Here is a 13,807-nt window from a genome sequence, read left to right on the forward strand (position 1 = left end):
CCCCTTTATACTTGAATGCAAAATTCAAGTATACTGACTCTCCTTTCAGAAGAGAATGATAACTCTACATTTTTTTCCCTTCTTAAGATACTGAGACGCTCGGTATGGCAAATTCCTAGCAGTTACAGCAAACAATTATGCGGGTTACGAGAAGGCATCGACTTGGTAGAGGTTTTATATTGAAATTTCAGCAACTTAGGACTGTCTGTCCTCGGGAAAAATAGAATCACAACCGAACGTGCTCACCGGACGTGCAGCTTGGAGATCAACAGGAAATTTCTTCGGATGCCCAAAAAACTAAAATTCCTCTCTATTCCCCGTTATCCCTATTCGCTTATCTCTTAGCTGTTCGCAAATCGCTTCAACTTGCTTCGACTTATTGAGCGTATAGAAGTGGATTGCAGGAACGCCATTTGCCATCAAGACCTCACACAATTCCACAGCCGCTTTCACTCCGTACGCCCTTACCGCTTCCTTATCGGAAGCAATATCCTCTAAGTCACCAACAATCTTATCTGGGATAGTGGCACCACACATTACCGTAAATTTCTTAAGTTGCTTCACATTACCGATCGGCATGATACCTGGAATAATGGGGGCTGTTATTCCAACATCTCTTGCATCACCCACAAAAGCCAAATATGCATCTGCATCAAAGAAGAGTTGAGTCAAAATAATCTCAGCTCCCGCTTCTATTTTTTGTCGTAAATACTCTAGCTCCTCAGTACGCGATTGAGCCTCAGGATGTCCTTCAGGATAGCCAGCTACCGCTATCGAAAATGTTCGCCGCTGTTGGATGTGGGCAACAAGATCACGCGCACATGAGAATCCCTCTGGATGAGGTCTAAACACTCCCTCTTCATTATCCGGGTCACCTCGCAATGCCAATATGTATCGAATTCCGAGGGTTTCATATTCGTCTAGAATTTTATCAATCTCTTCTCGAGAATGTCCGACGCAAGTCAGATGGGCAACAGCTGGAATCCCGAGGTCTTTTTGAATAAAGGTCGTTAACTCCCGAGTGAGATGCCTCGTTCCACCTCCCGCGCCATAAGTAACGGTCATGAAACAAGGCCTCTGAGCGGTATAGCGGCGGAGCGTTGCTTTTACTTTCGGCAACTCTTCCTCGCTCTTCGGTGGAAAGAATTCAAACGAGCATCTCGAAGAACCGTTTCCTAGTAGTTGAATAAATGAAGTCGGCTCTTTCATAACGCTCACAGGAGTCATATCCAGGAAACAGGGTTGAGCTCAAGGGTATACCAAGGAAAGACACCTTTGAAAAGAGCAGCAGACATTGAAGATAGGATTCTTCGAGTGACTTATCTTATTGGCTCACAATCAGCAATAAAAAGTCCACGATCAAGATATTGCGCAAAACGCTCTTCCACTGCTTCTCGTACCAGTTGCTCTATCTCATTCGCTTCTATATTTCCCTCACTGCCCTTCATCCGCAGCTCTTTTGCATGAACTGCCTTCAGCACCGCCTGTTTACAATTGTCCATTGTCTGCGTGCCATCTAGAAGGGGGATCAGTAACTGGTCTAGAGCGTCAGTTTTATACAACTCTCCTCTGAGTGTGATCGTCCAGTCTCCCGCAGCCTTTAACCTCCTGAATGGGGACACCACTGGCAACTCCGGAAGAACATTTGCAACTGCAAGCTCATCACTGTGCACCTCAAGTAGATTCCTGAAGTACAACTTAAGCAACTCTCGCATGAGATATTCCCGTTCCGATGAGGAAATATCGCATCGACTCTCCACACGTTCAAAAAGTGAGGAGAGCAAAATTCCACGAGGCCAGAGCTGAGAAAGCTCAACAAGTAAGTACTTGTAGGCTGGCGCTTTCACCTCTATCACTTCCTCGGAGGGTCCGTAAAAAGGGATCATTCGCAATGAAGAAAGATCCTCGTCCTTAACGGAACTGCTCACAAGGGGGGAACTGACGTAACAGCCATCAAGCGCCTTCGCTTCAGGCGTGACTAACGCTCTCCCACCATTCTTCACAAAGACACTGCCGCGGAAGCTTGATGGATATAAAATATCAAAGTATTGAACCGCACTCTCTACGGAATCAAATTGTTCTTGGGGTGTATGCTCTGAATAATGAACCTCTTCACTCAGAGCATGATTTCTCTGGGGATGAGCATCGCCTGCATAGAAAAAATCAAGACGTTGAAGAGTGCCGATTGTTTCCGAAATCCATTCGGCATCAGCAGCAGGATTGAGAAGTTCATGAAGAATAAAACTATCTGAACGCGCTATATTCCGCTCAATCTCCTCCCGGAGCTGCATACCATAAGGGCGATGCGCGTCTACTACACGCATCTCGCTGGACTTCAAATACTCTCGAGCATGTTGGATACGCTCTTCTATCGGTGCATGAGGATTATCGATCGTCCTCATCATTTGCCAAACACTCGAACGAGCATTACATCCAGGCATAGAGTTGTGACTAAGATACAGCGCTCCTTTTTCGGAGAGGCAGTCTGCGATTGACTGGAGTAATGCCGCTCTCTCATTCAGGGGAATCCAAGAATACACCCCATGACAAATAATATAATCAAAGGTTCCCAAGGAGTCTGCTAATACTTCCAGTCTCTCAGAGAAAAAGCTAACATTCTGCCGTTTCACCTGCGTTGCCCAATCCTTGGCTTGGTCTATCTGTTCTTGACAGGGATCAATCCCAACGAACTCGATGGTGGGATACTGTTCCGCCATACTTATCAGGTGAATACCTGTTGAGCAGCCCACCTCGAGCACTCTCGACTGAATGGGTCGGGGCACTGAAACTCCCCGCAGCCTTGCCGTCCACCACAGCCTCTCTAGCGACCTCTCCGGTGACGGGAAACTCTCAAATGGTAGTGTATTGTAATGTGAGGTCAATCGATTCTCGTCTCTCGTATTATTTAGCAACACACATACATAATGTATGAAACACTCATTGCACTACCTTCGCACTCGCTTGCTGTTCCAACAATACAAACTTGTTCCGCGAAGCTCTCTTTCGCAAAAAGACCTCGTCCTGGTGAAATGACGGCTCCTAACTCTCACATATTATCATAAGCTGACGATAGTTAGGAAAACACGATGCGCTTCCTCACGTTATAGCGTACGTTCTTAGCAGGCACTGAGCACTTTGTAGCGCTTTTTTAATCGGTATACGAAAAATTCGTAATAAGAAAATGGGTCCAGTTAGCGAACAATCAGCCTACGTGATGAGTGTCTTTAAAGCTGATGATCTCATAATTAACCGTTATCAGATCATCAAAACGCTCGGACGCGGCACATCGGGTATGGTATACCAAGCGAAAGACCTACAGGTCGGACGGGATATAGCCCTAAAACTGATCTTTATTGATGGTCCTCATCAAGAAACAACGAAACAGCGACTTCATCAAGAGATTAGGATCGCGTTCAAAATTGATAGTGATTATGTCATCAAGCTCTATGACTGCTTTACTTGGGGCTGTTACGTTGGACTGGTCCTTGAATACGTGGATGGAACATCTCTATTTGACATCACTCAATCAAAAAAAACTCTCACGTGGCGAGAGATTACCAGTGTTGGAAGGCAAGTTGCTCTTGGGTTACACGCAATTCATCAAGCTGGCATCGTTCACCGTGATATAAAGTTAGAAAACGTGCTCTTGAATTCAAATGGTATTGCCAAAATAACTGACTTTGGAGTTTCTATCCGTGAAACAATGCTCGAACCTCAATCTCAGGATGAGAGCATTCAAAACCACTCCCCAGATATGAAAGCGAATCATCGACTCACTGAAGATGGTCGTGTAGTAGGAACGATACACTATCTTAGCCCTGAATATCTTAAAACTCAGAAGTGTGACTCTCGGGGCGATATCTATGCTCTGGGAATCCTTCTCTATGAACTCGTCACGAATAGATACCCATTTGATTATTCAAACATGCCTGATCTCGTGCGGAAAAAAATTGAAGAGGAGCCTCTTTCACTCCTCGAATTTAGAGAAGATTGTCCGAATTGGCTTCATGACTTAATCATGAGGTGCATGGATAAAAATCCAGCGAAGCGGCCTCCATCAGCGGAATCAGTTTACAAGGCATTGGCAGGAGCCCTCTCGCACCAACCTCAATTAAGCCCAAACGTGAGGAAAAAGCGGCTGAATAAATTCCATCCAGAGCTTATTAAGCTCCGCCGGCAGCGAAAAAGAGTACGCATCTATAGAACTGTCGGAACGCTTCTCATTATTCTCCTTCTCGCACTCAGTCTATTCCGTTGGGACCTTGTTGTTATGATTTTCTATCAGGTTCTTACTACTCTCTCTATCACTATCGATAAGCTTTTTTATTACCTGTGATCTCTTGGCTGTCCCACCTAGTTTTGCAGAGTTCTCCTACTATTCTTCATTTCGTCATCGTTGAGTAGCCTATCCAACCCTCGTGTATTCTACATGAACGATTTCTAAATCTTCATCACCCTTCGGCATTCGAACCGTTACAACATCTCCTACTCTTTTTCGTAAAAGAGCTCTCGCCACAGGGGACTTCCAGCTAATTCTCTTCTGCTCAAGATCTATTTCGTCTGTTCCTACTATTGTAAAAGTCTTTTCAATCTCATTTTCGTCTAGAACTGTAACCGTTGCTCCAAATTTTACATCACTTCCAGACTGCATGACTGGATCAATAACTTCCGCATTCTCTATGCGTTTTAAAAGAAAACGAATCCTTCGATCAATCTCCCGAAGCCGCTTCTTACCGTATAGGTAATCGCCATTTTCAGAGCGGTCACCATTCGCGGCTGCCCAAGCAATAGTCTCTGTTAACTTTGGACGTTCATCAGTGCGCAACGCCTTCAGCTCCTCTTTGAGCTTACGCAATCCTGATGGGGTAATGTAGTTCTTGTCATCCATGCTTTTGTCTTATCAATTTATCTTCAAAAACGCCACTAACTAACTGAATATACGTATATTTATCGGCCATTTTCGATGCCACTCCCCATGCAACCGCTTCCATAACAGTAATAATGGAAACGTTCGCAACACTTGAAGCCATACGAGCCACCATGAGAGACCGCACGCGGTTTAAGGCTCTTAAGACAATCCTTCTCGGACGAGAGCAATACCTTAATGCCTCGGAATGTGGGATTGCGTCCAAAAGAAAGTTTTTCTTTCAGCACTTTCCTGAGGCACGAGTGCGAAGTATTCATCCGTGGGGAGTAACGCTGGAAGCTCCTACTATGAAACATCTTCCATTACCTCCAGCTGGATATGGATACAAAGGGGGAGCAGCGCGCTTGGCACTCCAGACTGCGTTAGGTCTTCCACATCATCGCCAGCGGATTCGAGACCTCGACCTCATACGAGTCACACTTCGAGTAGATTCAATTGATAACTCTATGGCAAAAAAACTTAGTCCAGATGATGCGCGATATGGCTTCGGGGTTGAGTGCATTTCAGACTTTCAACAATATCTTACCTCTCGAGATCTGACAATTAATGAAGGGATTGTGTTTCAAGATCGCGTTATTGCTTCTCATCAAGCGATAAGCGATACAAAAGAAAGAATTCTACGGATGACTCAATATGCCAAATCACAAAATCAAGAGTCTCAAAATCGTATTATAGCGAAAATGCTCCGCCTCAGTGCAGAAGCTGTTTATTATGGAGAAGATTCATATAGTCTTGACCTGCCACCAATATCGGAGCTCTCCTTATTTGCTTTCCTCCTCCATCTGGAGCGCACACTCAATGAAAAAAAGAAGCTTTCTGAGCTTTTTATTGGCGCCGTATCAGAAAGAGGCATTCTTCCCAAAGAACTCATGCAAGCGACTAATCTGCATCATACCGTAAAGCTCTTACGCAACCTGCCGTCCTCTCAAACAAGACAATTTCCACTCTTGTCACAACTGATTAACTCCAAGCAAGAGAAAGGGAAAAAAGTAATTCGGTTATAGCAATTCAGGTTTAACCTATTCCTTTCTTTCTTCTACGTTCTTCCTATACACTCTGCAGAGAAACATCGTTCAAAGCTGCGATTTATGTATAGTGTCCCGTACGCCAAGCTAAAATGGATTGAAGGAGTAGTCCCGTTCTCATCTGAATTTGATGACATCTACTACCCATCCGAAAATCCTCTTCAACAAACACAGGCAGTCTTCCTCGAGGGCAATACGCTTCTGCAACGTTGGACAAAGGATACGTTTCAGGGACCTCCTCGCAACGCATTCGTCATTGGAGAGCTTGGATTTGGAACAGGTCTGAACTTTCTTGCCACGCTTCATCTTTGGCGCAAGACAGTCACTCAAAGTGCTCATCTCTATTATGTTGCTTTCGAATCAAATCCTTTATCAATCACCGACCTGCAGAAAGCACTTGCGCCATTCTCTGAGTTTTCATCAGAAGTGACACATCTGCTCAATAGCTATCCCCCTCCCCTGCGAGGAAGCCATCGCCTATCGTTCCCACAGTATCAAGCCACGCTCGATCTTGTTCTTGGAGATGCAAATGAAACAATCCAAAGACAGCTATTCCTGGCGGATGCATGGTATTTTGATGGGTTTAATCCAGCTTCAAATTCGGAGCTATGGAACCCTGAACTCTTTGAAATACTACGAACAAAATCTCACTCCGAAACCACCTTCGCTACATATTCATCGGCAGGGTGGCTCAGACGAGCACTTGAAAGCGTTGGTTGTCTCGTTACCAAAGTGAAGCATCCCGAGGGAAAACGAGAGACTATTCGTGGAGTCTTCAAATCAGCAAGTCAAAAACTGAATGTAACAAAAATAAAACGAGCGAGTATTATTGGGGGTGGATATGCCGGGGTAACTCTTGCATATACTCTCGCTACGCGGGGCGTATCCGTTCATATTTACGAACAGGAATCTCGTATCTGCTCGAAGGCCTCTGGAAATCCCCAGGGCGTTATCTTACCGTACATATCGAGAAAGCCCTCTGCCGCCAGCAGCCTTTATCTCCCAGCATTTTTATATGCGCGCCAACAGCTAGCTCACCTGGAAAGACACTCTGATTCATCGCTCTTCAATACAGCTGGGATTATTCATTTTCCTTCAACGGCTCGTCTTGCAGCCCTACTAAACGAACTAGAAACCCTGATGATGCCGCCCGAAATTGCGCGACGAATCGAGTCAACAGAACTTTGTAACATCTTGGGCACCTCGATCCAATCTCCTGCATTTTTCTACGAGCTCGGAGGCTGGATTCAACCTTCTTCAGTTGCCAAAACTATGCTCAACGAACATGGGAATCTCATTGACGTCATTACAAACTCATCAATTACCTCCGAAAAGCTGCTCACACTGGAAAAGGAGAGTGACGTTGTTATTTATGCGAACGCCTTTGAAGCAGCCAAATTGTTTGATTCAAGCGATCTGCCGGTAGAAGCCGTTCGAGGCCAGCTCGCATTCATTGATGAAAGTCAACATTCAACCAGCTTAGAGCAAATACTGTGTTATGATGGCTACCTTTTACCATCACAAGACGGGAAACATCTGCTCGGTGCGTCCTATGATCACGGGTCATATGAGGAAACACCACGAGAGCATGAAAACGGAGAGATGCTGCGGAACCTGTGTCACTGGACACCAGAGTTATTTTCAGAGACAGCTCAAGCAACTACGGCCAGAGTGGCATTTCGTACGTCAACAAGAGACAGGCTCCCGATCGTTGGTTCAATAACATCTCAGGAAGATATATCTCCAAATCATGCGTTTTTCATCGGATTTGGCTCACGTGGTCTGAGCTCGATTCCATTACTGGCGCAACAGCTTACGAGCTCGTTATTACAAGAGCCTCAACCACTTTCCGCTGCAGAGGCAAAAGCAGTCAACGCTAACCGTTTTCAGGAAAGGCGCCTCAAAAAGGAGAGCTAAGCTGAAGGCTGGCCTCAAGACGAATATCTTCCCACGATGAATTACTGAGTTGGCGCAAGTTATGTGATACTGAAGCATCCTCGCCAACAGTGTGCTCTATCTCTCCAAGCGCCTTAAGGCTTTCGAGAACACGGCGAGCATCTGCCTCCCTTTCAATTTGCTGAAGTGCAACGGCAAAGTTATTCATCAAGGTGGGATTTTTTGAATCCAAAGCAATCGCTGCACTAATGGCAATAAGGGCTAAATCTGGATCACTGTCTACACAATGAGGACGCCATGGATAACGAACACTGAGTGCGCGAAGAGAGATATCATGAAAGATACTAATTTTACTCGCATCTGAGGTCGTGTCATACCCTTCAAGCGAATAGAGATTGAGGATTCCCTCAGGTGTCGCATACCGTTGCCTCAGCATCATCTGTTCATCGAGGGAAGTACTATCTGCGAGGGATAACGAGTCATCTCGCTCAAGGAAGCTGCCAAGCGCTTCATCAATATGAATGGCTTTACAACCCGCAAGCGCAAAGCGGTAGTTAAATTCATAATCGCTCGCTGCTCGCAAGTCTTTATTGAAATAGCCAATCTTCTCATGAAGCGATGCTCGCCAAAGCGGCTGGCATCCAAATTGGTAGTGGAGAAATACTTCTGGCGCAAAAAATGGTTTGTATCGATAAATGATCTCTTTTTGATTCTCTCTGAATGACTCATTCGGCTTTGTACTCTGATATACATTCGCATACGAAAGGTCAGCCTCTGGATGCGCCTTTAGGGCGAGTGACAACTTTTCAAGGCACTCGGGATGATGTCTATCATCGGTATTTGCATTCGTTAAAAACTGGCCTCTCGCATACGCAGCTCCAATGTTCCATGCTCCAGCAAGCGTTTCTCGCTCTGAGATTCTAACGTGACTGATATTGGGATACCGTGCCTGAAAATCGCGTATGATTCTCCCCTCGTCTTCGGGTGATGCACAGTCAATCACCAAAATCTCCAAAAGCCCCTTTTGGAATAAGGTTTGTTCGACAAGATCTTCCAAGCAACCTCTCATAAAGGATTCGGATGCATAGGTAGATACAATCGCTGTGACCTCCACATTTTCTCTGAACTGCATCTGACTATCGGATAAACTCATGACCGAGCCTCTAAGCAGAGTGACGCCTTGTCAACAAACCGTTCAAGATCTCCCTTCAATGGAAAATCAGGAAACTCATTGAGGAGCTGCTGTGCGTAGCTCTTCGCTTCAGGAATCTCCTCAAGGTCTACACTGATGAGTGTCAGGTAAAAAAGACTCTGCCAATCATCTTTTGTACGACGGGAATACGCCCTTTTCATCTCTTCATACGCTTCCTGCTTTCGATCCTGAGCATCAAGTCGAAGCCCTTTCCACAGGTGCACGAGACCATGGGTATCAGGAGTTAACTCAAAAAGCTGCGTATCAGAAATGGCACTTCCTGCACTAATTACTTCATGGTCAGCGAGTACCTGCTCAACTGAGAACTGATTGCTTCTCCAGCTTCGCATGAAAACAGGGCTCTGTTGGGTGACCTCGATAATGTGATCAGCAGATGAGCTACTATCCTCGGCTACTGGCACATCTGTGCTCAATCGTGCGGTCGGCGTAGAAAAAAGCTGCGCGATGGACCGAGCAACTGCATCCCATGTCTGTTCTCTTACCAATGCTCCCTTACGAGACATCTCGGATAAGCTATCTGTATTCGATAAGACTCGTTCGAGAGCGCTTTGGAGGCTCTCATGGCTTATATCTGGCACTAGAACTCCAGCGGAGGGATTCAGATACTCTCTAACACCCCCCACATCAGAGGCGATCACTGGACATCCTGAAGCTTGCGCGTCTAAAACTGACAAACCTGCTGATTCAAAACTCAGAGAAGGGAATACAAGACATCCGGCACGTTGTAACTGGGTAGCGATTTCTTGCTGTGGTACCTTCCCGTGAAATACAAGTCCGGGGTGCGATGACTGAAGATCCTCAATCTGTTCTTGCAGCTGTGGCCAAAAGGATGCGTCCCCGTATACATCCAGACTCAGCCGAGGAAACTTTTGTTTTAAATTGAGAAACGCATTCAGAAGCAGGTGTATTCCCTTTGAATACTCCAGCCTTCCTGCGTACATCAGCTGGTTCCAATCACGGTTTTCGGGTCCGGCATAAACGAATCGTTCTGGATCAAATCCATTTTGAATAACATGAATTCTTTCTTCGGGAACATCTCCACGTGCGAGCACAATTTCTTTCTGGGCTTCTGAAACACAAACAAAGTGATCTACCATATGCATCACTGTGCTTGATTCGAGGCCACTTGGATTCACCCCCGGAGAATGGTTGATCAGAATTTTCTTCAAGCACTGTGGATCATCACCAAGAACGAGAAAGGGATGTACCAGAGTCGCTGCGATCGCGTAGTAACTCCCAAGCTCTTGAATCCGATTACGAAGCCGATGAACTCCATAGTCTTGACCAAAATCCCAGTATTGAACCCCACGAACTACCGTCTCACCATTCGGAAGATCGCCGCAGGCTATCGTTTCAAACCCCCGCTGAGCGAAGGCCTCAGCCAATGAAATGGTTGCGGTTTCTCCACCACCACAATTCGCACCCGACGGGTATACTGGCCAATCATTAAAGAAAATAAGTACCTTTGGTTTTTCCATCTATGCCCTTCATCGAAAAAGTCCTCTATTTAAGATGATCTCCGAGAGCTGAGAGATGCGAAGAGAACGGATAGGATACATTGACCACAATGACTGTATTATCAATGGGTTATGATAGTAGTTGAATATCGTGTGGAATTACTTCCCCTAATAGTCGAGCGACTTCCTCCCGATATGAACCGCCGTAAATATTGGCGTGATTCATCAGATGATACAGATTGTAGATCGAAAATCGGCGAGAGGCATCCGGAAGGAGCGGATACACCCGATTGTATGATTCAAGCGTATTCGTTGAAAACCCACCAAAGAGATACATAAAGGCAATATCTGTTTCACGATTACTGTATGAAACCGCTGGATCAATCAAATATACCGACTCGTTACCTGAGGCGAGTGTATTGCCACTCCATAAATCACCATGACATAAAACGGGAGGCTCCTGGATGTGATCAAGCACCTGTATAATTATTTCCTTCAATTCAGAAATAGCATCATCTAATTCAGGCGTTAACCATCCCGTCTTTATTCCCAACATTCGTTGAGGCTCAACCCTGTTCATGTAAAAGAACTTACCCCATGACCATTGAGATGGATTATTTTTTTGAGGAGTCGAGCCAATAAAGTTGTCATGAACGAAGCCAAAAGAAGAGGCTCTACATGAATGAAGCTTTGCCAGTAATTCTCCGAAACCGAGCTCATGCTTTTCGGTCCATGATATCTCAGAAACAAAAGGAGTCATGAGTAAAGCTCCTTCATCATGAGTCTCTAAGAAGAATACTTCCGTCAACACTGCCTCTGGAACTGCTTCTCTGAGAGCATCCAGCCCCCTTTTTTCAGCCACAATCCGCTCAGGAAAATCATGAGAGTACTTTACAAAATATCGTTCAGAATGGGAGATAACCTCAAAGGTCTCAGCAAATCCACTGCTCTGGATTGCATGAATGACGGACACTGGCACCGACGAACCTTCCAACAGCTCTCGGACTTTCATCGACTACTCTGCCAACTCTTGGCGTATATGCTCAAGGAGAGGTTCTATTGAACGATTAATAATGATAGCCACTTCCTTAAAACCATCTACTGCACCAAAATACGGGTCTGGCACATCAAGAGCATCACGATCTGAAGGACTGCGCTCGGGATCAAATTCCCGAAGACAGTGCACTTTTATACCTTCACCGAGCATACTCTGGATGTCATTTTTATTGGCTCTATCCATAGCGATGAATAATGAGAAATCCTTTGTATCTTCAGAGCTCAGCCTGCGGGCTCGTTGAGCGGAAATATCGATTCCAAAAGAACGAGCCACGTTTTGACTCTCAATGTGGGGAGGCTTTCCAACATGCCATTCTCCAGTTCCGCACGAGTCAACTAACAGACGAGCTCTTAAGCTCTCATCTTCTTCCAGCTGAGCCCTAAACAGCCCCTCCGCGAGAGGCGAACGGCATAAATTTCCAAGACAAACGAAGAGAATCCCATAGGGAGAATGCATGTGTGACCGCCCTTTTATTCAGTACGAGGAGTAAATTCTCGTCTAACATATTGATAATACGAGATGTGAAAGGGTAGGTAGATTGCTTTAACCAGCATCTTCTCTCCCCTCTCCCGCATCTTAACAAGCAGAAGCTAGGAAGGACAATCTTATATGAGCGAAGAAACACTCGTCGAAAGCACCACAGGAGAGCTTGTCTCGGAAGAAAAACCAGAGACTCTTACGGGAACACCGATTGAATTCATCGGTGATGTAAGACTTGATGTCTCTGTTGAGCTCGGACGAACAGAGCTGAGCATTGACCAACTCTTGAAGCTTCAAAAAGGTGGCATTATCGAACTGACGAAGCTCAGTGAGGAACCACTCGACCTTCGAGTGAATGGCAGACTGATGGCCCGTGGAGAAGCAGTGATTGTGAATGAGATGTTTGGAACTCGGATCACCCAGATTCTTAATCCCGATGGACATGAAGGAATTTAAGAGTTTACGGTCTTAGCTTCAGTGGAAGTGTCTTTGGCAGATGAACGGGCACTCATTCGAGTGATATCTTTCTCTTGCAAGAAAAAATTTCTTGCAACCTGGTCGACATAACGCCTCGAATCTGAAGAGATGCGGAGATATCTTCCTTCTTCGGTCATTAAGCCCGCCTCTTGCATAACGGCTGATAGTCCAGGATGCAGTACTTCTAAGTCAATCCCGAAAAGTCTCTCTACCGCTTCGTAGGAAAGACCTCGTTTATAACGGAACTGGTGATCAATATATGTATTGATCTCTGTAATACGACTGGCATTACGAAATTGATTCCTATTTTGATAATACTTCTGATCACGTCGATAATATTCAGTGATCTCACAGGGATTTCTAAATAGTACAGGCCGCTTCGAACGATCCAGTCGATAACTTTCTGCTCCAATTCCAAGCCCTAAAACAACATCTGGGAGCTCTATTTGGACTATAGGTCTCTCAAAACATCGAGAAAGAATAAGACTATGAGAACAGGCTGCTACCGGCTCGTAGCCGAGGCGCGCAAACGCCGCAACATCACGAGACAAACTATTGAGAAGCTCTTCGGGAGAAAAGAGAACCGGACACCGAACCTCCGTGCTTCTGCGCTGAACAATTCTTAAAAAGTGTGGTTGCGCTAAGGATACAGCTCGAAGTTGTTCTCTAAATGCAGCTCTATTAGCGCGATAACGCGCACTTTGAAGCTCAAATCCCAAAAGAGCGTTCTTCTGACCCATGAGAGTAGATTCTTCGACGTTTCGCCACATTGGTTTTTTATTGTGAAGCGAGAGATCAGAAATGACTACCACAGGAAACGTCAGAATCTGTGTATAGGATTCAAGATATAAGAGATCATCTGCTGAAATTACAATCTCTGGAATGACAGATCTTTCGCTAGAAATGCATTTATCTTGGCTTGGCGTTCTTGATAAAAACAGCTTCTCAATGAACTGAATAAGACTTCTGGTATGTTGAATATGATCCAGCCAATCTCTGTGCACACGCAGGCTCACTTTTTGCGGCTTAAAACATCTCCATTGCGGCAAGTCATGTTTCATCTGCGCTTCTCTTCGAAGGACCTTGATGTACTTGGAAAACGCATCTTGACCGCGAGGTAATCGTCTGGTGCCTATTGACGGGCTTTGACTACTAGAATCCGAAAGGAGTGTGCTATCCTTAAGGCGCATCACGTGTTTCCTATTCCCCCGTATATGGGAGAGCATGCTTGGAAATGTAATATCTAATATTCCACGCATAAGTCCGACATCTCTC

Annotated in this window: 12 protein-coding genes; 4 read left to right on the forward strand and 8 right to left on the reverse strand. The window is 45.4% G+C overall.

What is annotated here, in order from left to right:
* Positions 1–297 precede the first annotated feature (297 nt).
* The gene (gene metF, locus EBR25_02490) at positions 298–1,227 is read right to left on the reverse strand and encodes a methylenetetrahydrofolate reductase [NAD(P)H] (protein ID NBW39851.1); all 930 of its coding nucleotides are present in this window, start codon (positions 1,225–1,227) and stop codon (positions 298–300) included.
* A gap of 92 nt (positions 1,228–1,319) precedes the next feature.
* Complete coding sequence (locus EBR25_02495; protein ID NBW39852.1) at positions 1,320–2,915, reverse strand: methyltransferase domain-containing protein; 1,596 nt, start codon at positions 2,913–2,915, stop codon at positions 1,320–1,322.
* A gap of 266 nt (positions 2,916–3,181) precedes the next feature.
* Here EBR25_02495 and EBR25_02500 point away from each other — a divergent pair, with 266 nt between their 5' ends.
* The gene (locus EBR25_02500; GenBank protein NBW39853.1) at positions 3,182–4,336 is read left to right on the forward strand and encodes a serine/threonine protein kinase; all 1,155 of its coding nucleotides are present in this window, start codon (positions 3,182–3,184) and stop codon (positions 4,334–4,336) included.
* A gap of 69 nt (positions 4,337–4,405) precedes the next feature.
* Here the strand turns inward: EBR25_02500 and greB are convergent, their stop codons facing one another.
* Positions 4,406–4,888, reverse strand: a complete 483-nt coding sequence (greB, locus tag EBR25_02505; GenBank protein ID NBW39854.1) for a transcription elongation factor GreB — start codon at positions 4,886–4,888, stop codon at positions 4,406–4,408.
* 152 nt (positions 4,889–5,040) lie between these two features.
* On the opposite strand from greB, the gene EBR25_02510 reads away from it, so the two are divergent.
* Complete coding sequence (locus tag EBR25_02510; GenBank protein NBW39855.1) at positions 5,041–5,931, forward strand: hypothetical protein; 891 nt, start codon at positions 5,041–5,043, stop codon at positions 5,929–5,931.
* 84 nt (positions 5,932–6,015) lie between these two features.
* Entirely contained in the window at positions 6,016–7,869 is a 1,854-nt protein-coding gene (locus EBR25_02515; protein ID NBW39856.1) for an FAD-dependent oxidoreductase, read from the forward strand.
* On the opposite strand, the gene EBR25_02520 is transcribed toward EBR25_02515, so the two are convergent.
* The 4 genes from EBR25_02520 to EBR25_02535 all read right to left on the reverse strand — a co-directional run bounded on the left by EBR25_02520 (position 7,853) and on the right by EBR25_02535 (position 12,031).
* Positions 7,853–9,001, reverse strand: coding sequence for a glycosyltransferase (locus EBR25_02520; GenBank protein ID NBW39857.1), 1,149 nt, complete (start codon positions 8,999–9,001; stop codon positions 7,853–7,855). The genes EBR25_02515 and EBR25_02520 overlap by 17 nt on opposite strands.
* Positions 8,998–10,539 carry a glycosyltransferase family 1 protein gene (locus EBR25_02525; protein NBW39858.1) on the reverse strand — a complete coding sequence of 514 codons (1,542 nt, stop codon included), beginning with the start codon at positions 10,537–10,539 and terminating at the stop codon, positions 8,998–9,000. Before EBR25_02525 ends, EBR25_02520 begins: the two co-directional genes overlap by 4 nt.
* Before the next feature lie 109 nt (positions 10,540–10,648).
* Positions 10,649–11,530, reverse strand: coding sequence for a hypothetical protein (locus EBR25_02530; GenBank protein ID NBW39859.1), 882 nt, complete (start codon positions 11,528–11,530; stop codon positions 10,649–10,651).
* Between the two features lie 3 nt (positions 11,531–11,533).
* Positions 11,534–12,031, reverse strand: a complete 498-nt coding sequence (locus tag EBR25_02535) for a low molecular weight phosphotyrosine protein phosphatase (protein ID NBW39860.1) — start codon at positions 12,029–12,031, stop codon at positions 11,534–11,536.
* Positions 12,032–12,184: 153 nt separating this feature from the next.
* On the opposite strand from EBR25_02535, the gene EBR25_02540 reads away from it, so the two are divergent.
* Positions 12,185–12,511 (forward strand): hypothetical protein, encoded by a 327-nt coding sequence (locus tag EBR25_02540; GenBank protein ID NBW39861.1) that lies wholly within the window; start codon positions 12,185–12,187, stop codon positions 12,509–12,511.
* Here the strand turns inward: EBR25_02540 and EBR25_02545 are convergent.
* Complete coding sequence (locus EBR25_02545) at positions 12,508–13,722, reverse strand: hypothetical protein (protein NBW39862.1); 1,215 nt, start codon at positions 13,720–13,722, stop codon at positions 12,508–12,510. The genes EBR25_02540 and EBR25_02545 overlap by 4 nt on opposite strands.
* Positions 13,723–13,807 lie beyond the last annotated feature (85 nt).

It is taken from the genome of bacterium (assembly GCA_009926305.1).
Classification (GTDB): domain Bacteria; phylum Bdellovibrionota_C; class UBA2361; order UBA2361; family RFPC01; genus RFPC01.

Bases quoted from the DNA above. Each gene is read 5' to 3' on its own strand.
- metF (NBW39851.1), bottom strand. From the start codon at position 1,227: ATGACTCCTGTGAGCGTTATGAAAGAGCCGACTTCATTTATTCAACTA.
- EBR25_02500 (NBW39853.1), top strand. From the start codon at position 3,182: ATGGGTCCAGTTAGCGAACAATCAGCCTACGTGATGAGTGTCTTTAAA.
- greB (NBW39854.1), bottom strand. From the start codon at position 4,888: ATGGATGACAAGAACTACATTACCCCATCAGGATTGCGTAAGCTCAAA.
- EBR25_02510 (NBW39855.1), top strand. From the start codon at position 5,041: ATGAGAGACCGCACGCGGTTTAAGGCTCTTAAGACAATCCTTCTCGGA.
- EBR25_02515 (NBW39856.1), top strand. From the start codon at position 6,016: ATGTATAGTGTCCCGTACGCCAAGCTAAAATGGATTGAAGGAGTAGTC.
- EBR25_02520 (NBW39857.1), bottom strand. From the start codon at position 9,001: ATGAGTTTATCCGATAGTCAGATGCAGTTCAGAGAAAATGTGGAGGTC.
- EBR25_02525 (NBW39858.1), bottom strand. From the start codon at position 10,539: ATGGAAAAACCAAAGGTACTTATTTTCTTTAATGATTGGCCAGTATAC.
- EBR25_02530 (NBW39859.1), bottom strand. From the start codon at position 11,530: ATGAAAGTCCGAGAGCTGTTGGAAGGTTCGTCGGTGCCAGTGTCCGTC.
- EBR25_02535 (NBW39860.1), bottom strand. From the start codon at position 12,031: ATGCATTCTCCCTATGGGATTCTCTTCGTTTGTCTTGGAAATTTATGC.
- EBR25_02540 (NBW39861.1), top strand. From the start codon at position 12,185: ATGAGCGAAGAAACACTCGTCGAAAGCACCACAGGAGAGCTTGTCTCG.
- EBR25_02545 (NBW39862.1), bottom strand. From the start codon at position 13,722: ATGCGCCTTAAGGATAGCACACTCCTTTCGGATTCTAGTAGTCAAAGC.